The sequence below is a fragment of the Bradyrhizobium sp. Y36 genome (assembly GCF_002531575.1).
Lineage (GTDB): Bacteria > Pseudomonadota > Alphaproteobacteria > Rhizobiales > Xanthobacteraceae > Bradyrhizobium.
Genome location: NZ_NWTI01000004.1, coordinates 71,400 through 90,118 on the forward strand (window position 1 = coordinate 71,400; position 18,719 = coordinate 90,118).

Here is an 18,719-nt window from a genome sequence, read left to right on the forward strand (position 1 = left end):
GATGACCGACGCTGCGCTGCCAACCAGCCCTGCCATCCAAGTGAACGAGCTGGACAGCCCGGCGCGCCGGGCACGGCGGCGGCTGTTCAAGCGCAAGGCCGCCGTGTTCGGGCTCGTCGTGATCACGGCGTTCATCCTCCTCGCCGCGTTTGCACCGCTCGTCGTGCCCTACGATCCCATCGCGACGAGCTGGAGCCTGGTGCGCAAGCCACCGACCGCGGCGCACTGGTTCGGGACCGACGAGCTTGGCCGCGACATATTGAGCCGTGTCGTCTATGGCGCGCGGGCCTCACTGATGGCGGGTTTGATCTCGGTTGCGATTGCGCTCGGCATCGGCGTTCCCCTCGGCCTCCTCGCCGGCTATCGCGGCGGTTTCGTCGATGCGCTGATCAGCCGGATCACGGATGCGATGCTGGCCTGCCCGTTCCTGATCCTGGCGATTGCGCTGGCGGCGTTCCTCGGGCCGAGCCTCGGCAATGCCATGATTGCGATCGGCATCTCGGCAACGCCGATCTTCATCCGCCTGACCCGAGGCCAGGTGCTCGTCGTCAAGGCCGAGGATTATGTCGAGGCCGCGCGCGCGCTCGGCAATCCGCCGTGGCGGATCGCGCTGTCGCATATCCTGCCCAACATCCTGCCGGCACTGCTGGTGCAGGCGACGCTGTCGATCGCAGCCGCCATCATCGCCGAAGCCGCGCTGTCGTTCCTCGGCCTCGGCCAGCAGCCGCCGTCACCGTCCTGGGGCAGCATGCTCAACGCCGCGCAGCGCTTCCTGACGCAGGCGCCCTGGATGGCGATCTGGCCGGGCCTTGCGATCTTCCTCGTGGTGCTGTCGCTAAACCTGCTCGGCGACGGCCTGCGCGACGCGCTCGATCCGAGACAGCGTTAAATCACCACCTCGCGCAAAACCCGGCGGCAATCCATCTCATATTCGAGGTCCACCACCGGCGGCCGGGCAAAATGCCAGGTCAGGCCGGAGCGCAACGCGCCGCGGCGAACCAGCTCATCAACCAGCGCGTGGTGGAAATCGTGCACGGAATAGGCCTGCACGCCGGTCGTGTGCTTCCAGCCGAAGCCGAAGGCCGCCATCCGGTTTTCCATCTGCGACGTCGTGGTGAAGCGCACCTTCTCGCGCAGTCCGTCCGGGCTGAGGTCGCGGTAGCGCACGGTGCGCTCGACATAGGTGCCGCTGCCCTCGCGCGCCTCGGCGCCGCCTGCGATGACGAAGCTCGGTGCCTTGGATCGCGTCGGGCGGGTGAACGAGAACGCATAGAACGACGGCTCGGACGGCGGATCGATCTCGGGACAGACATTGCTGCGCGCCACGGGGTTGGTGGTGCCGTCGAAGATGCCCCATTCGGACAGCGTCTTCACATAGTGCAGGTTGAACGCGCGAAATCCCTCCTCGCTGAAGGCCGCCGGCGAACGCAGCTCGCAGGCACAGAACGCGGTCAGCGGACGCCCTGCCTCCTGGATGAACTTTGCAGCCAGCGCAAACCCTTCCGCAAGCGGCACCAGACGGTCGAAACGGACCCGTTCGATCTCGTAGCCGTCATCCGCGGCGGCCCCCGCCGAGTATTGGAACACGGACGGAATGAAACGGTAATTGCCGGCAGAGAACTCACGGATCATGACGAACTCCTATTCAAGCTGCATGCGGATGCCCTTGGCGCCGTTGAGCAGGCGCTTCAGGTGAAAGCCGGCCAGGGAATCATCGGCGTGCATGCCGACCAGCGCGGCGAAGGCCGGCATGGCCGCGGCATCGCCCGCCGCCATTTTGGCGAACGCCTCCGAATACAGCGCCGTTTCCGGGGCTTCGTACCTGGCCGGTGGCAGCGGCTCGAACGCGCGCAACGGCTCGCTGCGCCCACGCAGCGTCAGCTCGCCCACGGGGCGGCCTCGAAAATTCTCTGCAGCCTCGGCGACGCTGGCGCTTACGCAGATGCGGGTGCCCAGATGCTTGTTGGCGGCCTCCAGCCGCGCCGCGATATTGATGGAATCTCCATACGCGGTGTAGTCGAAGAAGCGGTTGCCGCCGAAATTGCCGACCAGCGCCGGCCCGGCATGGATGCCGATGCGGGTGGCGCCGAAGGCCACACCCATGGCACTCTGGCGCGCGCGAAAGTCCTCTGCCCAGGCATCGAGCTCGTGTGCGCAGGCGACTGCACGCGTCGCATAGTCCGGCTGGTCCCCCGGCGCGTTGAAGAGCACCTGGATCGCATCGCCAATGATCTTGGCGACCGTTCCCTCATGAGCGAACACGACCTCGGTCATGCCGCCGACATACTCGTTGAGCAGCTTGCCCAATGTTTCGGGCGGCGCGGTCTCGACCAACGAGGTGAAGCCCGTGATGTCGGTGAAGATGGTGGCGACATCGCGCCACTGCACTTCGATTCCCTCGCCCTCACCGCTGGCGGCCAGGCGCCTGGCGAGTTCAGGGGAAAAATGACGCGAGAGCGCAGCATGGGCGCGCTCGGCTTCCGCCTGGCGCCGCCGCACATCGCGCAGCATCTCGATGTGGCGGATGGTCTTGCCGATCGTGGCTTCCAGATCGGCGAAGTCGATCGGCTTGGTCAGGAAGTCGAACGCGCCGCGATTCATGGCGGTTCGGATGTTGCTCATGTCGCCGTAGGCGGAGACGATGATGGTCGATTTCTTGTCTTCGGCCTCCTGGAGCTTCGCCAGCAGCGAGAGGCCGTCCATCCGGGGCATGTTGATGTCTGAGACCACCATGTCGACCTGCGGGTTCTGCTCGAGCGACTCCAGCGCCTCGAGACCGTCGCGCGCAAACACGAGCGCGAGCTGCCCTTCGCGGATCTGCCTGCGGAATTTCTGCAGGACTAGCGCCTCGAGATCCGGCTCGTCGTCGACGAAGAGGATGGTCGCAGTCATGCGGCTTGCTCGAGCCTCGTGTCGATCTCCTGCCGCAGCAAGGCGAAGTCGATCGGCTTGGTGAGGAGACCGACGGCGCCGCGCTCGATCGCCTTCCGCCGCGTCTCGGCGTCGCCATAGGCCGTGATCATGATGACGGGAACGTCCGGATGCGCGGCGCGGACCTTCGGCAGCATGTCCAGCCCGCTCATGCCGGGCATGTTGATGTCGGACAAGATCAGGATCAGCGAGGGATCGCGAACCTCCGCGGCGCGCTTGAGCGCATCGGGCGCGGACGCAGCGAACTCCATCTGGAAGCGGCCGGCGCGCAGCTCGCGCCGGAACTGCTGCCGGAACAGCGCCTCGACGTCGGGTTCGTCGTCGACGACCAGGATGTAAACGTTCACGACTTGCCTCCGGAAGTGCCCGCTGCCGACATCGTGCGCGGCAGGGTGATGATGAATTCGGTGAATACACCGGGCTCGGTGTCGACGTCGATGGTGCCGCCGTGCTGCTTCACGACGATATCATGGCTCATGGACAGGCCGAGACCTGTGCCTTCGCCGGCCGGCTTGGTGGTGAAGAAGGGATTGAACATCTTCTCTTTCACTTCCGGCGGAATTCCGGTGCCGTTGTCGCGGATCCGGATCTCGACCATGGTCCCGCGGTCTTTGGTGGTCACGTGCATGGTAGGCTCGAAGGCCTCGCCTGCACCCTCCTTGCGCTTGGCGGTAGCGTAAAGACCGTTCGAGATCAGGTTGAGCAAGACGCGCGTGATTTCCTGCGGATAGATGTCGACCATGCCGGCGGCAGGATCGAGCGCGCGTTCGAGGGTGACGTTGAAGGACGGCCGTTCGGCGCGCGCGCCGTGATAGGCCAGATTGAGACTTTCCTCCACAACCGCATTGATCTCAGCGGCCCGATGCTCGCCGGAGCCCTGGCGCGAATGCAGCAGCATGTTCCGGACGATGGAATCGGCGCGCTTGCCGTGCTGCACGACCTTTTCGAGGTTGCCCCTGAGCATGCCGGTCAGCTCGTCGACTTCTTCCCGGGTCTTGCCCTCGAGCTTTGCCGCTTCGAGCACCTCGTTGAGCTCGTCAATCAGCTCGGTCGAGAGAGCGGAGAAATTGTTGATGAAATTGAGCGGATTTTTGATCTCGTGAGCGATGCCGGCGGTGAGCTGGCCGAGAGAAGCGAGCTTTTCGGTCTGCACCAGGCGGTCCTGCGCGGTGCGCAGCTCTTCGAGAGAGTGTGACAATTCTTCAGTGCGTTTGCGCAATTCGGCCAACAACCGCGCATTCTCAATGGCAATCACGGCTTGTGATGCAAACTGCTGAAGCAGCTTCACCTGCTTCTGCGAAAATGATCGATCCTCCTGTCGAAAGATCATGACGTTTCCGACGACGCGGTCATCCTTCTTCAATGGGACAGCGAGCAGGCATCGAGCGCCGCCAAGGTCGACCAATGCGCGCCGATTTGGTTCGCCGTTGCGGTAGGGTTCGGAGTGGAGAAGATCGGTGATCTCTACAAAGTCGGCGCCTTCCAACAGCCGCGCCGGCGCCGTGGCCGGCCCATAACGCAGCGGTTGCGATCGCCGATACTGTTCGTAAGCGGGAGAGAGCCCTCGGGTGGCCGCAGTATGGAAATGCCCGTCAAAGGTATTAAGTACACCAAAATCCGCATCACAAAGCTGCATGGCTTTGTCCAGCATCGCGTCGAACACGGGAGCCAGGTCACCTGGCGAACTGCTGATGACGCTCAATACTTCCGCGGTCGCAGTTTGCTGTTCGAGAGACTCGCGCAGTTCTGTTGTCCGCCGCTCAACCTTCTGCTCCAAGTCCGTATAGGATTCCTGCAGTCGCGCGCCCATCTCGTTGAACTGGTCGGCCAGCCCTTCGAGCTCGTCGCCAGTCCGGATCGAGATGCGCTGCGAGAAATCGCCACCGCCGATCCTTTCGGCGCCGCTGCGCAGCGCCTGGATCGGCCCGACCATGCGGCGCGCCAGGAATATCCCCGCGAGCACCGCGAAGATCGACGCCGCCAGCAGCACGATCGCGAGCCGCTGCAGCGAAGCGTAGAGCGATGCATAGGCCTCCTCGACCGGCAACTCGACGAACATGGTCCAGTGCAGCGGCTCGATCGGTGCCGATGCGGTCAGGACCTTCTGGCCCTGGATGTTGCGCGCTTCCTCAAGGGCATCCGGCATCGTGCCGCCGGCAGCCTGCGCGGCGCGCACCTGGGCGAGGCCGGACATGTCCGTGTTGCGCAGCACGAGGCTGATGTCGGGATGCGCGATCAGCCGCCCCTCCGGGCCGACCACATAGGCATGCCCGTGCTGGCCGACCTTGATCTGTGAAACCACATCCCAGATCAGCTTGAGATTGACCTCGGCGATGCTGACACCGGCATCCTTGCGCGCGCCGGCGAGCGCCAGCGTCATGTAGGGCTCGGACTCCCGGCGGAAATACACCGGGCCGTAATAGACCTTGCGCGCGACGGCTTCGGTAAACTTCGGATCGCTGGACAGATCGATCCCGCTCTCGAGAGCGTCCATGGCGAGCCGCGAGACCCGCAACCGCTCCTTGCCGGTGGAATCCACCTGGGCAAGCTCGGTGATGGCAGGCACCTGGCGGAGCAGCCGCAGCGCATCGAACCGGCGCTGCTCGATCGAGCCTGCCGACCACGGCAGTTGGGTGGTCCAGCCGAGTTGGCTCTCGATCTCCTTGACGAACTGGCCGATCTTGGCCGCAGCCGCCTCGGCCTGTTCGTGCTGAACCCGGATCAACGACGCCTTGTGCTCGCGATAATAGAAAAAGACCTCGAACAGGCCATTGGCGAGTAGCGCAACAGCAACGACGGCGACGAACAGCGCAACATATTTGGTGAAGAGCCGGACCCTGATCCCCCGTCCCGCCGCCGAAGCGGCGGGCGCGCCGGCCGGAGCCGGGCTCGGCAGCGTGCTCGCTTGCGGGGTGTCGGGATGGAGGGAAAGGCTCATCCCGCGGAACCTAGCAAGAAGACCCGGCCTTGTCTCTCGCCAGCGCGGGACGCCCTCCGTTGGGCGCGGCGGAGATTTGCCGTGCGGCGGCACAACGAAAAAGGGGCGACAACGGACCCACCGCTGCCGCCCCTCTGGTTCGCTTGCGCGCCGGCTCAGGTCGGCCGCAGGGCCTTGGCGCCGAGATCGAGTTCGTTGACCTGCTTGTTCCGCTCGGAATCGGCGGCCGCGCGGTGATCGGTCGCCAGCACCACGTAGACGGCCGGCAGCACGAACAGCGTGAACAGCGTGCCGATCGACATGCCGGCCACGACCACGAGGCCGATCGAGAACCGGCTGGCCGCGCCTGCGCCGGTCGCGGTCAACAGCGGGATCAGGCCGGTCACCATCGCGGCCGTGGTCATCAGGATCGGCCGCAGGCGGATGCGGGCCGACATCTCGATGGCCGAACGGCGGTCGAGCCGCTCCTTGACCTGGAGCTCGTTGGCGAACTCCACCATCAGGATGCCGTGCTTGGTGATCAGGCCGACCAGGGTGAGCAGACCGACCTGGGTGTAGATGTTCATGGTCGCCGCGCCGAAGAACAGCGGGATCAGCGCGCCGACGATCGCCATCGGCACCGAGATCATGATCACGAACGGGTCACGCAGGCTCTCGAACTGTGCCGCCAGCACCAGGAAGATGATGATCAGCGCGAAGCCGAAGGTGATCGCAAGCTGGTTGCCTTCCTGCACATATTGCCGGGAGTCGGCCAGGTAATCGTGGCTGAAACCCGCGGGCAGTTTCTTGGCTTCACCTTCGAGGAAGTCGACCGCTGCGCCCACTGTCACACCCGGCATCGGCACGGCCGAGAACGTGGCCGAATTGAGCTGATTATAGTGGGTGAGCGAGTTCGGATCGGTCTTGGTCTTGATCGAAACCACGGTCGACAGCGGGAGCTGCTGGCCGGTGTTGGTCGTCACATAATAGCCGCCGAGCGATTCCGGCGAGAGCCGCTGGCCGCGCGGCACCTGCGGGATCACCTGATAGGACCGGCCTTCGAGATTGAAGCGGTTGATGTAGTTGCCGCCGAGCAGCACCGCGAGCGTAGAGCCGAGGTTCTGCATGTTGACGCCGAGATCCTGCGCCTTGCTACGGTCGATCGTAACCTGAACGTTCGGCTGGTTGTAGGCGAGGTCGCTGTCGGAGACGATGAACATGCCGCTCTTCCGCGCAGCATCCTTCAGCTTCTCCATCTGCTCATAGACGGTCTGGTAGCCCGCGGTCGAGTTGATGACCATCTGCACCGGCAGACCGCCCGGACCGCCCGGCAGCGGCGGCAGGTTGAACGCAAAGGCCTGCACGCCTTCGATCTTCGAGAGCTCGGCCTGCACCAGCGGCTTCAAGGCGATCGACGAGCGCTTGCGTTCCTCCCAAGGCTTGAGCAGCAAACCCGCGATGCCGCCCTGCGGGCCGTTGATGCCGTTCAGCACGAAGCGGAAATCGGTCTCGGGGAATTTCTGGAATTCCTTGTCGAGCTTGTCGCCGTAGAAATCGACATAGTCGATGTTGGCGTATTTCGGCGCCTTGGTCACCGCAAACACGATGCCCTGGTCTTCCTCGGGCGCCAGCTCCTTCGACGTGTGCATGTAGAGGAAGCCGACAAGGCCGAGGATCGTGATCGCGAACAGGCCGGTGATCGCCTTGTAGTCGAGCGAGCGGTCGAGCCTGCGGCCATACCAGCGCGTCAGCGCGCCGAACACCCGGTTCACGAGCTTGGCGAAACGGCCCTCCTCGGTGTTCTTGAGGAGTACCGAGCACATCATCGGCGACAGCGTCAGCGCGATTACGCCCGACACGATCACCGAGCCCGCGAGCGTGAAGGCGAACTCGCGGAACAGCGAGCCGGTGAGGCCCCCGAGGAAACCGATCGGAGCGTACACCGCCGCGAGCGTGATGGTCATCGACACGACGGGGCCGACGATTTCACGCGCGCCTTCCAGCGACGCCTGGACCGGCGTTTTCCCTTCCTCCAGATGGCGGTGGATGTTCTCCACCACCACGATGGCGTCGTCGACCACTAGGCCGATCGCGAGCACCATCGCGAGCAGGGTCAGCAGGTTGAAGCTGAACCCCAGCGCCAGCATCAGCGTGCAGACGCCGATCATCGACAGCGGGATGGTGACGACCGGGATGATGACCGAGCGCAGCGAGGCCAGGAACAGGAAGATCACCACGATCACGATGATCACGGCTTCGCCCAGCGTCTTCTCCACCTCGTCGATCGAGGACTGGATGAACTTGGTCGAATCGTAGGCGACCTTCATCTTCATCGAGGGCGGCAGGTTGCGCTCGAGCTCGGGGAACAGCGCGCGCACGCCCTTGACCAGCGTCAGCGGATTGCCTTGCGGCGTCGCGTTCACGCCGATGAAGATCGCACGCTCGCCGTTAAAAGCGACGCTCGCATCGGTGCTCTGCGCGGCAAGCTCGACGGTGGCGATGTCCTCCATCCGGACGAAGCCGCCGTCCTTGGCCTTCACGATCATCTTCCTGAACTGGTTGACGTCGGTGAGGCTGGTGTTGGTCGAGATGTTGGAAACGATCAGATAGCCCTTGGTCTGGCCCGCCGCGGACTGGAAGTTGTTGGCCGTGATCGCGGCCGCGACATCGGCCGGCGACACGTTGCGGCCGGCCATCTTCAGGGGATCGAGCCACAGCCGCATCGCAAAGGTCTGGCCACCGAGGATATCGGCCGAGGCAACGCCGTCGACGGTCGACAGCACCGGCTGCACCACGCGCGTCAGATAGTCCGAGATCGCCGAGCCCGACAGTTCCTCGGAGGAGAATCCGAGATACATCACGGCCGTGGTCTGGCCCGTGGTCTTGGTGACGATCGGGTCGTTCGATTCCTTCGGGATCAGGTATTTGACCGAGTTCGTCTTGGCCAGCACCTCGGTGAGCGCCTGGTTCGGATCGAAGTTCAGCTTGATGTAGACCTGGATCGTCGAGGTGCCCAGCACCGAGGACGAGGTCATGTAGTCGACGCCTTCGGCAGAAGCGACCGCCTGCTCGATCGGCGTGGTGATGAAGCCCTGGATCAGGTCGGCGGACGCGCCGGGATAGACGGTCGTGATGTTGATGACCGTGTTCGACAGCTTCGGATATTGCCGGATCGGCAGCACCATCGCCGCGCGCAGGCCGATCAGCAGGATCAGCAGGCTGACCACGACCGACAGGACCGGGCGTTTGATGAAAATATCGGTAAAGCGCATCGCGGCGATCTCGATTTCTTTGTCTCAAGTAAAGTGATCCGGCCGGGCCGGATCACTTGGATGTATTGGATCAGTAACGCGGCGGCTGCGCCGGGATCTGCGGAGCGGGGTCGGTCGAGATCGACACCGCCGCACCCGATTGCAGCTTGAGCTGACCGACGGCGACGACCTTGTCGCCCGCCTTGAGACCCTTGACGATCTCGACACGGCCTTCGACACGGCTGCCGGTCTGCACGAAGGTGCGCACCGCGGAGAGGCTGGTCTTGCCGTCGTCACCCTTCTTCTCGGTGATCACGAACACGGAGTCGCCGTACAGCGTGTAGTCGACCGCCGTCTCCGGAACGGTGATCACGGCCGGCTTGTCCGGCAGGACCACCGTGGTGGTCACGAACATGCCGGGCTTGAGGATCTTCTCCGGGTTGGCGATCGTCGCCTGCACCCGGATGTTACGGGTGTCGGTTGCGATCTGCGGCTCGATCGTGGTGATCTTGCCCTCGAAGGTGCGGCCTGGATAGGCGTCGACCTTCAGCCGAACGGTCTGGCCGACCTTGAGGTTGCCGGAATCCTTTTCGGTCACGGTGAAGTTGGCCCACAGCTCCGACAGGTCGGTCAGCGACACGATCGCCGTCCCTGCCGTCAGATATTGGCCGACCTCGACCTTGCGGACGCCGAGATCGCCGGAGAACGGTGCGCGCACCAGCTTCTGCGAGATCAGAGCCTCGGTCTTGGCGATGCCGGCCTGCGCCTGGTCGTAGGCGGCCTGCGCGGTATCGACGGTCGCCTGCGGACCGAACTGGCGCGAGGCCAGCTGCTTGGCGCGATCGAGCGACAGCTGCGCGACGGTGGCCTGGGCCTTGTAGTTGGCAAGGTCGCCCTGCTCCGGCGCGTCGAACAGCTGCACCAGCGGCGTTCCGGCCTCGACACGCGTGCCCGGCTCGAACTTGATCTCGGTGACGCGGCCGTTGACGTCGGCGCTGACGTCGACCTGATGCACGGCGACGAGGCCGCCGACCGCGGTCAGCAGGTTCGGCACCACCTCGGACTTCGCCTCCGCGGCGCTGACGGCGGTCGGCGGCGGCTTGTTGTTGGCGAAGAACTGCTTGATCATCTGGCCGCGGAAGTAATTGAACCAGACGAGGCCGCCGACGAGCAGGGCCAGCAGCGTGCCGACGATGATGAACCAGAGCACCGGCCGGACCGGACGCTTGGGAGCCTTGTTGTCGATAGGTTCGCCCGAAATCTTGTGTTCGGTTACGATGTTCATGTCATGCACTCTCTGCAATCGCCGTCATGCCGGCATCCGCGGCCTGATTGTGGCCCAGATGCGAAGCAATTGCGGCGTCGTTAAGTCCGATACCCCTCAGGAGAAACTCACACAGCTGCCGCTCGAGGTCTTCAGCCTTGCCGTAGACGAGGCAAGGTGTAGACGGCAGCCTGGTCAGCGCTGCGGTCATCACCGTGTGATGCGCAAACCAGAACAGGTTGAGCGGCTCGCCGCTGCAGGGCCGCGCGTCACCGCTGGCAACGGCACGTTCGAGCGAGGCGACGAAGATCGCGCCGATCAGCGTCTCGATCTTGGCATACAGCAAACGAGCGAATTCGCCATCATCCAAATGGCTGGTGGCCATCAGCCGCAGCCGCTGCGCCTCTTCCTGATCGGGACCGTCGGCCATCTCGAGAAAATGCTCGACCATGCCGCGAATGATTTCGACCAGGGTGGCCGTCGACGGCTCGCGTTCGAGCAGTTCGGTCAGTGCCGGATCCGCCTCGCATTCGTCGCTGAGGATTTCGGCGTAGAGCGCCGCCTTGGACGGGAAATGCTTGAACAGCAGCGCCTCGGAAATGGCAGCCGCAGCCGCCACGCTCTTTGTCGTGGTGCCGGTATAGCCATGTCGGGCAAAGCAACGCTTCGCGGCACCGAGGATCAATTGACGCCTCAGGTCGCTCGTCATACGCAATGAGCTCATGCTAGTGAGTAAGCACTCACCCACGTAAAAGTCAAGCAATATGTTGCAACGCAACCTAAGTGCGTTGCAAATTCAGGGGAAAATTGGCCCCGCTTGCGCGGGCCGCGTGCAGGACCTGAGCGCCACAGGGACGGACTCGCCCGCCGCTAGATCGGCTGAAAGCCGAGGTCGCCCCGGATTCGGTTGAGGATGTAGGTCCCGTCCCGGGTCGGCAGAATCCGCTCCAGGCTGGCGCTGTCGATCTTCACATTGGCAAAGCGCGGCCCGGCCGAGACGTCATGGACGGCTTTGGCGAAGGCCTCGACCTCGGCCATGGTCGAGATCGCGCAGGCATCCTTGATGCCGCAGGCCCTGGCGACGCCGACGAGGTCGGCGGCCGCGGAAGTGTGGCTGGTCTGGCCGCCGGTCTCGCCATAGGCCTCGTTGTCGAGCACCGCGATCGAGAGGTTGGCCGGCTTCTGCAGGCCGATGGTGGCAAGGCTGCCCAGGCCCATCAGCATTTCGCCGTCGCCGGTGATAACCAGCACCGGAGTTTTCGGCTGCGCCAGTGCGAGGCCGAGCCCGATCATCGCGGCGCCGCCCATGCCGCCCCAGAGATAGAAGTTGCGGGCGTGGTCGCCGGCTGCGCACATGTCGTTGGTGGAGGCGCCGAGGCCGCCGATCGCGACGACGTCCTTGCGGTTCGCCAGCAGCGTGGAGACCACCTGGCGGCGGTCGAGGAGATTGGCTTTGCTCATTTGGTGAAGACCTTGGCGCCGATCAGGCGCTGCGACAGCAGAACGGCGGTGGGGGTGAGCGCATTGTAGGCCTGCGACGCGGCAGCTTCGAGCACGGCCGGCACCTCGGCCGCGTTCGAGGCGCGCAGCACCTGGACACCCGACAGCTCGAACACGCCCTGCGTGGTCGATCCCATCGGCACCTGCCACGGATTGAACTCGCCCCACTCGCCGCGCATGGTCACCAGCGTCAGGAACGGAAAGCGCAGGATCGGAATCAGCGACAGCATGTTGATGCAATTGCCGACGCCGCTCGACTGCATCAGCAGCGCGCCGCGCTGTCCTCCCGCCCAGGCGCCGGCGAGAAGCGCCACGCCCTCCTCCTCCGTCGTCAGCGGAATGCCGCGCATCGTGGACGATGCCAGCACGCGCTGGATCAGCTTCGAATGCCCCGCATCGGGCACGTAAGGCACCTGCCGGACGTCGAAGCGTTGCAAGGTCGCGAAAATATCGTCGGGCCAATTCGGCACCGTGTCGGCAGCCTCAGCGTGGGCGTGCATTTTCCTGTCCAGTCGGCTAGCAAGGTGCCAAGATTCTAGATCGCCAGACTGTAGACGCAGGCATGCGCCGATCAGAACAACAAAAACGGCATAACGGCTTTAACCGGCGAGTATAACGGGATGAGCGCAAACGCGAAGGAGCTGGCGGCAAGCTTCGACCTCGAGAAGCTGACGCCGGAATTCTACAACGACCCCTATCCGACCTATCGTGCACTGCGGGAGAACGAGCCGGTCAAGCGCCTGCGCAGCGGCACCGTGTTCCTGACCCGCTATGACGACCTCGTCACCACCTACAAGAACACGAAATCGTTCAGCTCCGACAAGAAGCGCGAGTTCGCGCCGAAATACGGCGATACGCCGCTCTACGAGCACCACACCACCAGCCTCGTCTTCAACGATCCGCCGTCGCACACCCGCGTCCGCCGCCTGATCATGGGCGCGCTGTCGCCGCGGGCGATCGCAGGCATGGAGGGCAACATCGTCAAGCTGGTCGACGGCCTGCTCGACGCCATCGCAGCCAAGGGCCATTGCGAGCTGATCGAGGATTTCGCAGCGTCCATCCCCATCGAGGTGATCGGCAACCTGCTCGACGTGCCCCATGACGAACGCGGACCGCTGCGCGACTGGTCGCTGGCGATCCTTGGCGCGCTCGAACCCGTGGTGTCGCCCGAGGCGGCTGCCCGCGGCAACAAGGCGGTGCAAGGCTTCCTGACCTATCTTGAAACCCTGGTGGCGCGCCGGCGCGGCAAGCCCGGCAATCCCGAGCGCGACGTGCTGACGCGCCTGATCCAGGGCGAGGAGAACGGCGAGCGACTGACCGAGAAGGAGCTGCTGCACAATTGCATCTTCCTGCTCAATGCCGGCCATGAGACCACAACGAATCTGATCGGCAATGGCCTCGTGGCGCTCGACCGCCATCCCGACCAGAAGCAGCGGCTGATCGACAACCCCGACATGATCAAGACCGCTGTCGAGGAGATGCTGCGCTACGAGAGCTCGAACCAGCTCGGCAACCGCATGACCACCGAGAAGGTCGAGCTCGGCGGCGTCATGCTCAAGGCCGGCACGTCGGTGACGCTTTGCATTGGCGCTGCCAATCGCGATCCCGCGCAGTTCCCCGACCCTGAAAGCTTCGACATCGCGCGTACGCCGAACCGGCATCTCGCGTTTGCCACCGGCGCGCATCAATGCGCCGGCATGGCGCTGGCGCGGCTGGAAGGCGCGATTGCGATCTCGCGCTTCCTGGCGCGCTTCCCGAATTACGCCGTGAGCGGAAAGCCGGTGCGGGGCGGACGGGTGCGATTCCGCGGGTTCTTGAGCGTGCCCTGCGCCATCGGCTGAGGCGCGACATCAAAAACTGCGAAAACAACCCCATGCACAGTAGCCAACGCATTGATGCATCTCGGTAATCACCAGCGCTGGCACACGGTATTCAAATACCTAAACCACCGCTTTGTGTCGCGCGATGCAGGTGCGCAGCACTTCATCCATCGGCTGGCCCCACCACTCGTTGGAGAAGATCTCGATCTCGGAATAGCCGGCAAAGCCCTGCGCTTCGACGGCCTGACGCACTGATTTGATGTCGATGACGCCATCGCCCATCATGCCGCGGTCGTTGAGAATATCCTTGGTCGGCACCAGCCAGTCGCAGACATGAAACGCGAGCAGGCGATCCTTGCCGGCGCGGACAATCTGGCCCATCAGCTCCGGGTCCCACCAGATGTGATAGACGTCGAGCGCGACGCCAAGCATGCCAGTGCGGCCGGGGTCGAGCCGGTCACAGATATCGAGCGCCTGCTTCGTCGTGTTCACGCAGGCCCGGTCGGCTGCATAGGCCGGATGCAAAGGCTCGATCGCCAGCGGCAGGTTCGCCTGTTTGGCGTAGTCGAGCATCTCGGCCAGCGCTTCTTCGACCTGCCCGCGCGCCGCCACGAGATCCTTCGAGGCCTCGCTGCCCGGCCGCGAATATTGCGGCAGACCGCCGACGACCAGAACGATGCAGGGCGCGCCCAGTGCCTTGGCCTCGTCGACGCAACGGCGATTGTCATCGCGCACCTCGCCCCGACGCGCACCGTCGGAGGTGAACATGCCGCCGCGGCAATAGCCCGAGAGTTCGAGGCCGGCCTCGCGCGCCGCGCGCGCGGCGCGGTCGAGACCGACGGCGGCGACCTGGTCACGCCAGGGATCGATGGCGCGGATCCCGTGCCTCGCACAGGCCTCGATGATCTCGACGAGGTTGCCCTGCTTGCGGACGGTCGCCGTGTTCAGCGAGAGCCAGCGGTGGTCGGACGAGAAATCGCGCATCAGGATTCGATCCCATGCGAGGCCAGCACGGTCTTCATCCGCCGCGTCGCGAGTTCGGGGTTGGCGAGCAGGCCAGCCTTGTCGGCGAGACGGAACAGCTCGGCAAGATGCAGCGTGGAGCGCGTGCTCTCCTGTCCGCCGACCATGGTGAAATGATCCTGATGGCCGTTGAGATAGGCCATGAACACGACGCCGGTCTTGTAGAAGCGCGTCGGCGCCTTGAAGATGTGGCGCGACAGCGGCACCGTCGGCCCCAGCACGTCGTGGAAGCCGGCTTCGTCGCCAGCCGCCAGCCGCGACAGCGCGTAGGACGCTGCCGGCGCGATCGCGTCAAAAATGCCGAGCAGCGCGTGCGAAAAGCCCTGTTCGTCGCCGGCGATCAGCTCCGCATAGTTGAAGTCGTCGCCGGTGTACATCTTGATGCGCTTGTCCAAGCGGCGGCGCATGTCGATCTCGCGCTGCTTGTCGAGCAGCGAGACCTTGACGCCGTCCACCTTGGCGGCGTTGCCGTTGATGATGGCGACGGCCGTGTCCATGGCCTTGTCGAGGTCCTTGGTACCCCAATAGCCCGATAGCGCGGGATCGAACATGTCGCCGAGCCAATGGATGATCACGGGCTCGCGAACCTGCGACAGCACGCGGTCATAGACCCTGGCGTAATCGTCGGCGTTACGGCCGAGCTTGGCCAGGGCGCGCGACGCCATCAGGATGATGCGGCCGCCGACCTTCTCGACTGCCGAGATCTGCTCCTCATAGGCACGGATGACATCGTCGACGGTCCTGGCGTCCTCGACCGCCAGATGATCGGTGCCCGCACCGGAGAACACCAGCGCATTGCGCCGCTTGGCGGCGCCGACAGAGCGCGTGATCAGCTCCAGCGAGGTCGGCCAGTCCAGCCCCATGCCACGCTGTGCGGTGTCCATGGCTTCGGCAACGCCGAGGCCGAGGTCCCAGACATGCTCGCGAAAGGCGATGGTCTTGTCCCAGTCGACGGCCACTGAAAGCCAGGGGTCATTGTCGGCGAAGGGATCGGCCACCGTATGCACGGCCGAGAAAGCGATGCGGTTCAGCGGCCCCTCGAGCTTTGCGGGGAACGTGCGCGAGGCCGCGAGGCGATAGGTTTCGATCGAGCGATCGGCCTTCGGCAGCTTGAGCGACAGGGATGACATCGGCGGGACCGGCTTGTTCATGATTTCAGACCTCTCCCCGTCATTGCGAGGAGCGAAGCGACGAAGCAATCCAGGCTGCTGCCGCGGAGGCAATCTGGATTGCTTCGCTTCGCTCGCAATGACGGCTCAATAGACATCGAGACTTATCCAATCAACTCACACCTTGATCGGCGCGACGTCGATCCAGCGCCGCTCCTTCCAGCTCTTCAGGGCGCATTCGGCGAGCTGCACGCCCTTGGCGCCTTCGAGCAGGGTGAACTTGTAGGGCGCATCCTCGTAGACGTGGCGGATGAACATCTCCCACTGCTCCTTGAAGCCGTTGTCGTAGCTGACGTTGTCGGGCAGCTTCTGCCAGTCGCCGTAGAAATCGTGCAGCCGCTTCTCGTCGGGATTCCACACCGGCCGCGGGGTCGCCTGCCGGGCCTGGATCATGCAGTCGGTGAGGCCTGCAACAGCCGAACCGAGCGTGCCGTCGACCTGGAAGGTGACGAGATCGTCGCGGTAGACACGCGTGACCCAGGACATGTTGATGTGGGCGATGACGCCGCCCTCGAGCTGGAAGGTGGCGTAGGCGGAATCGTCCGCGGTCGCCTTGTACTTCTTGCCCTGCTCGTCGAAGCGCTCGGGAATGTCGGTGTTGCCGATGCAGACCACGCTTCTAACGTTGCCGAAGAGGTTGTCGAGCACGTAGCGCCAGTGGCAGACCATGTCGAGAATGATGCCGCCGCCGTCCTCGTCGCGGTAGTTCCAGGACGGCCGCTGCGCCTCCTGCCAGCCGCCTTCGAACACCCAATAACCGAACTCGCCGCGCACCGAGAGGATGCGGCCGAAGAAACCGGAATCGCGCAGGAAGGCGATCTTCTTCAGGCCGGGCAGGAACAGCTTGTCCTGCACCGTGCCGTGCTTGACGCCCTTGGAGTTGGCGAGCTTCACGACCTCGAGCGCTTCCTCGAAATTGGTCGCGATCGGCTTCTCGCAATAGACATGCTTGCCGGCATTGATCGCCTGGGTCAGCAGACCCGGCCGCGCCTGCGTGGTCGCGGCGTCGAAGAACATGGTGTCGTTCTTGTCGGCGAGCGCCGCGTCGAGATCGGTGGTCCAGCGCGTGATATTGTACCGCTTGGCGAGCGCCTCGACCTTCTCGGCGCTGCGGCCGACCAGGATCGGATCGGGCATGATGCGGTCGCCGTTCTTCAGGCGCACGCCGCCCTGGTCGCGGATCGCGACGATCGAGCGGATCAGATGCTGGTTGAGCCCCATGCGGCCGGTGACGCCGTTCATGATGAGGCCGAGGCGTTGGGTGGTCATGCCAATTACTCCTGAAGTGATCTTGTCTGTTCGAGCGGGCAAAGCGCCGACCAGTCCGGATGGACCGACGTCGCAAAACCCACGGTGTTGAGCGATCCCGTCAGGAGATCGCCGTTGTGAATGGAGAGCCGGATGCCCTGTCCGGCATCGGCGTAGAGATCAGGATGCGCGGCGGCAAAGGCCGCAGCTTCCGCGGCCGGCGTGTCGCCGAAGCCGTCGACATAGTGATGGCCGTTGCGCTCGGCGTGGTCGAGGCAAAGCAGCGCGCCGAGCGCCAGATCCTGTTGAAGAGCAAGCCCGGGCTGACAGGTCAGGTCTTCGCCCGCCACGAAACATTCCGCGCCCTCGTCGTTCAGCTTGGCGATGCGGGTGAAGTTGACGATCGACTTGTAGATGCCTTTGCAGGACTTCGACGAGACGCCGCGGTAACCGAGTTTGTAGGCGGTCGGCCAGGCGTCATATGAATCATCCGCCTCGTCGATGATGAAGTCGCGCCAACGCAAGGCTTCGCTGAGCGGCGATTGACGCGTGACATCGCGCGGCATCGGCTGCTCGATATAGAGCAGCTTGCCGAAGATTGGCTCCAGGGCGCTGTCGCGCTCCAGCCGATTGACCAGCGACTCAAGCGCCGTCACGTCCGCATATTGTTCATTGCCGTCGAGCGTGACCTTGTAGCCGTAAGGCAGCGCCACCAGCTCCCGGCCGATACGGGTCAGCCGGGCGGCATCCGCCTCGGGATCGCCGCCGAGCTTCAGCTTGAAATAGCGCGCGCCGGAATTTTCCTTCGGATCGGCTACGCCGCCATAGCCTTCGACCTTGTCGTCGAGGCCGACAGTGTGGCGAACGGCAACGCGTTCAGACCGATACTGAATGGCAAGAGCGAGACATCGCGCGACATCACCGTCATTCAGGTCGGGCGTGAGCCGTGCGTCGATGCCGGCGATGTTGCCGGCCATGCCATCAAAGAAGTTCGTCTCGACACCGCGGAGCAGCGCATCGAGGATCGCCTTGTCGATCTCCGCCGGACCATAAGCGGCGGCCAACGCCGGAATGTTCTTCTTCGCGCAAGTCGCGATCTGGGCGCCGATGCAGGAGGCATGCAGATCGAACGCGGTCTGATAGCCGGTACGCGCCAGATAAAGTCCGCGCGCGATCTCAAGCGAGCGGCGCAGGCCGTCAACCGTCTGCGCCGGCGACAGCTCCGGCCGCTTGTCGAACCATTTCGGCACCAGCAGCTCGGCGCTGGCGCCGACCGCGCTTCCCCTGCCCTCGACCTCGATGTCGACCCGCACGAACAGCTGCGGCGTCGCGTTGATGGTGATCGCGCCAAAGCGGAACGGCCGTGCGAATTGCACGGGACGTTCGAAGAAGGCGATGTCTCGCAGCTTCAGGCGCACAGGCATGGTCAGCTTGCCCCACAAATCGGGCAGTACGGAGGGTCACCTCTCCCGCTTGCGGGAGAGGTCGTCGCGCGAAGCGCGGCGGGTGAGGGCTTCTTCCTCTGGGGGAGTCTTGCCAGCGGAGACACCCTCTCCCCAACCCTCCCCCACAGGCGGGGGAGGGAGCGCACCGTTC

Annotated in this window: 15 protein-coding genes; 2 read left to right on the top strand and 13 right to left on the bottom strand. The window is 64.3% G+C overall.

Going from position 1 to position 18,719, the window contains the following annotated elements:
- The first annotated feature begins 1 nt into the window (after nucleotide 1).
- Nucleotides 2–889 carry an ABC transporter permease gene (locus CO669_RS09105; protein ID WP_097659477.1) on the top strand — a complete coding sequence of 296 codons (888 nt, stop codon included), beginning with the start codon at nucleotides 2–4 and terminating at the stop codon, nucleotides 887–889.
- Here CO669_RS09105 and cnbZ read toward each other — a convergent pair.
- From cnbZ to CO669_RS09150, 9 genes are all read right to left on the bottom strand, one after another.
- The gene (cnbZ, locus tag CO669_RS09110; RefSeq protein WP_097659478.1) at nucleotides 886–1,632 is read right to left on the bottom strand and encodes a 2-amino-5-chloromuconate deaminase CnbZ; all 747 of its coding nucleotides are present in this window, start codon (nucleotides 1,630–1,632) and stop codon (nucleotides 886–888) included. The genes CO669_RS09105 and cnbZ overlap by 4 nt on opposite strands.
- Before the next feature lie 9 nt (nucleotides 1,633–1,641).
- Nucleotides 1,642–2,892 (bottom strand): adenylate/guanylate cyclase domain-containing protein, encoded by a 1,251-nt coding sequence (locus CO669_RS09115; RefSeq protein WP_097659479.1) that lies wholly within the window; start codon nucleotides 2,890–2,892, stop codon nucleotides 1,642–1,644.
- Entirely contained in the window at nucleotides 2,889–3,278 is a 390-nt protein-coding gene (locus CO669_RS09120; protein ID WP_097659480.1) for a response regulator, read from the bottom strand. Before CO669_RS09120 ends, CO669_RS09115 begins: the two co-directional genes overlap by 4 nt.
- The gene (locus tag CO669_RS09125) at nucleotides 3,275–5,869 is read right to left on the bottom strand and encodes an ATP-binding protein (RefSeq protein ID WP_097659481.1); all 2,595 of its coding nucleotides are present in this window, start codon (nucleotides 5,867–5,869) and stop codon (nucleotides 3,275–3,277) included. Before CO669_RS09125 ends, CO669_RS09120 begins: the two co-directional genes overlap by 4 nt.
- A 155-nt stretch (nucleotides 5,870–6,024) precedes the next feature.
- Nucleotides 6,025–9,120, bottom strand: coding sequence for a MexW/MexI family multidrug efflux RND transporter permease subunit (locus CO669_RS09130; protein ID WP_097659482.1), 3,096 nt, complete (start codon nucleotides 9,118–9,120; stop codon nucleotides 6,025–6,027).
- Nucleotides 9,121–9,190: 70 nt separating this feature from the next.
- Complete coding sequence (locus CO669_RS09135) at nucleotides 9,191–10,384, bottom strand: efflux RND transporter periplasmic adaptor subunit (protein WP_097659483.1); 1,194 nt, start codon at nucleotides 10,382–10,384, stop codon at nucleotides 9,191–9,193.
- Between the two features lies 1 nt (nucleotide 10,385).
- Nucleotides 10,386–11,072, bottom strand: coding sequence for a TetR/AcrR family transcriptional regulator (locus CO669_RS09140; protein WP_198963919.1), 687 nt, complete (start codon nucleotides 11,070–11,072; stop codon nucleotides 10,386–10,388).
- A 161-nt stretch (nucleotides 11,073–11,233) separates the two neighbouring features.
- The gene (locus CO669_RS09145) at nucleotides 11,234–11,824 is read right to left on the bottom strand and encodes a thiamine pyrophosphate-dependent enzyme (RefSeq protein ID WP_097659485.1); all 591 of its coding nucleotides are present in this window, start codon (nucleotides 11,822–11,824) and stop codon (nucleotides 11,234–11,236) included.
- Nucleotides 11,821–12,363, bottom strand: a complete 543-nt coding sequence (locus CO669_RS09150) for a phosphonopyruvate decarboxylase (protein ID WP_097659486.1) — start codon at nucleotides 12,361–12,363, stop codon at nucleotides 11,821–11,823. The genes CO669_RS09145 and CO669_RS09150 overlap by 4 nt, the downstream gene beginning before the upstream one ends.
- A gap of 120 nt (nucleotides 12,364–12,483) precedes the next feature.
- On the opposite strand from CO669_RS09150, the gene CO669_RS09155 reads away from it, so the two are divergent.
- The gene (locus tag CO669_RS09155; protein ID WP_097659487.1) at nucleotides 12,484–13,704 is read left to right on the top strand and encodes a cytochrome P450; all 1,221 of its coding nucleotides are present in this window, start codon (nucleotides 12,484–12,486) and stop codon (nucleotides 13,702–13,704) included.
- A 99-nt stretch (nucleotides 13,705–13,803) separates the two neighbouring features.
- On the opposite strand, the gene CO669_RS09160 is transcribed toward CO669_RS09155, so the two are convergent.
- The 4 genes from CO669_RS09160 to CO669_RS09175 all read right to left on the bottom strand — a co-directional run bounded on the left by CO669_RS09160 (nucleotide 13,804) and on the right by CO669_RS09175 (nucleotide 18,547).
- Nucleotides 13,804–14,667, bottom strand: a complete 864-nt coding sequence (locus CO669_RS09160; protein ID WP_097659488.1) for a sugar phosphate isomerase/epimerase family protein — start codon at nucleotides 14,665–14,667, stop codon at nucleotides 13,804–13,806.
- Nucleotides 14,667–15,857 (bottom strand): dihydrodipicolinate synthase family protein, encoded by a 1,191-nt coding sequence (locus CO669_RS09165; protein ID WP_097659489.1) that lies wholly within the window; start codon nucleotides 15,855–15,857, stop codon nucleotides 14,667–14,669. Before CO669_RS09165 ends, CO669_RS09160 begins: the two co-directional genes overlap by 1 nt.
- A 135-nt stretch (nucleotides 15,858–15,992) precedes the next feature.
- Complete coding sequence (locus CO669_RS09170) at nucleotides 15,993–17,144, bottom strand: Gfo/Idh/MocA family protein (RefSeq protein ID WP_097659490.1); 1,152 nt, start codon at nucleotides 17,142–17,144, stop codon at nucleotides 15,993–15,995.
- A gap of 5 nt (nucleotides 17,145–17,149) precedes the next feature.
- The gene (locus tag CO669_RS09175) at nucleotides 17,150–18,547 is read right to left on the bottom strand and encodes an enolase-like domain-containing protein (protein WP_097659491.1); all 1,398 of its coding nucleotides are present in this window, start codon (nucleotides 18,545–18,547) and stop codon (nucleotides 17,150–17,152) included.
- Between the last annotated feature and the right edge of the window lie 172 nt (nucleotides 18,548–18,719).

Bases quoted from the DNA above. Each gene is read 5' to 3' on its own strand.
- CO669_RS09145 (WP_097659485.1), bottom strand. From the start codon at position 11,824: ATGAGCAAAGCCAATCTCCTCGACCGCCGCCAGGTGGTCTCCACGCTG.
- CO669_RS09170 (WP_097659490.1), bottom strand. From the start codon at position 17,144: ATGACCACCCAACGCCTCGGCCTCATCATGAACGGCGTCACCGGCCGC.
- CO669_RS09125 (WP_097659481.1), bottom strand. From the start codon at position 5,869: ATGAGCCTTTCCCTCCATCCCGACACCCCGCAAGCGAGCACGCTGCCG.
- CO669_RS09160 (WP_097659488.1), bottom strand. From the start codon at position 14,667: ATGCGCGATTTCTCGTCCGACCACCGCTGGCTCTCGCTGAACACGGCG.
- CO669_RS09135 (WP_097659483.1), bottom strand. From the start codon at position 10,384: ATGAACATCGTAACCGAACACAAGATTTCGGGCGAACCTATCGACAAC.
- CO669_RS09140 (WP_198963919.1), bottom strand. From the start codon at position 11,072: ATGACGAGCGACCTGAGGCGTCAATTGATCCTCGGTGCCGCGAAGCGT.
- CO669_RS09105 (WP_097659477.1), top strand. From the start codon at position 2: ATGACCGACGCTGCGCTGCCAACCAGCCCTGCCATCCAAGTGAACGAG.
- CO669_RS09150 (WP_097659486.1), bottom strand. From the start codon at position 12,363: ATGCACGCCCACGCTGAGGCTGCCGACACGGTGCCGAATTGGCCCGAC.
- CO669_RS09155 (WP_097659487.1), top strand. From the start codon at position 12,484: ATGAGCGCAAACGCGAAGGAGCTGGCGGCAAGCTTCGACCTCGAGAAG.
- CO669_RS09175 (WP_097659491.1), bottom strand. From the start codon at position 18,547: ATGCCTGTGCGCCTGAAGCTGCGAGACATCGCCTTCTTCGAACGTCCC.
- CO669_RS09165 (WP_097659489.1), bottom strand. From the start codon at position 15,857: ATGAACAAGCCGGTCCCGCCGATGTCATCCCTGTCGCTCAAGCTGCCG.
- CO669_RS09130 (WP_097659482.1), bottom strand. From the start codon at position 9,120: ATGCGCTTTACCGATATTTTCATCAAACGCCCGGTCCTGTCGGTCGTG.
- cnbZ (WP_097659478.1), bottom strand. From the start codon at position 1,632: ATGATCCGTGAGTTCTCTGCCGGCAATTACCGTTTCATTCCGTCCGTG.
- CO669_RS09115 (WP_097659479.1), bottom strand. From the start codon at position 2,892: ATGACTGCGACCATCCTCTTCGTCGACGACGAGCCGGATCTCGAGGCG.